The 270-nt window shown below is 40.7% G+C and carries 1 tRNA gene; it reads right to left on the reverse strand.

From position 1 onward, the window contains the following. Positions 1-126: 126 nt before the first annotated feature. Positions 127-203, reverse strand: a tRNA-Met gene (locus tag PVK62_RS17615). Between the last annotated feature and the right edge of the window lie 67 nt (positions 204-270).

Here is a 270-nt window from a genome sequence, read left to right on the forward strand (position 1 = left end):
ACGGCGCCAGAACCTAAATCTGGTGCGTCTACCAATTCCGCCACGTCCGCGTTCTATAACTTACCGAAGTAAAGAATAGATATTTTGTATTTTAATCGATGATTGGTTAATCAATTAAAAGTTGTATGGTGGCTACTACGGGATTTGAACCTGTGACCCCATCATTATGAGTGATGTGCTCTAACCAGCTGAGCTAAGTAGCCAATGAGTGTTTTTAATAAAACAATCAAAAATATGGTGCGGACGGAGAGACTTGAACTCTCACACCTT

Origin of the sequence: Aliivibrio sp. S3MY1 (assembly GCF_028765575.1) — a bacterium.
Classification (GTDB): Bacteria; Pseudomonadota; Gammaproteobacteria; order Enterobacterales; family Vibrionaceae; genus Aliivibrio.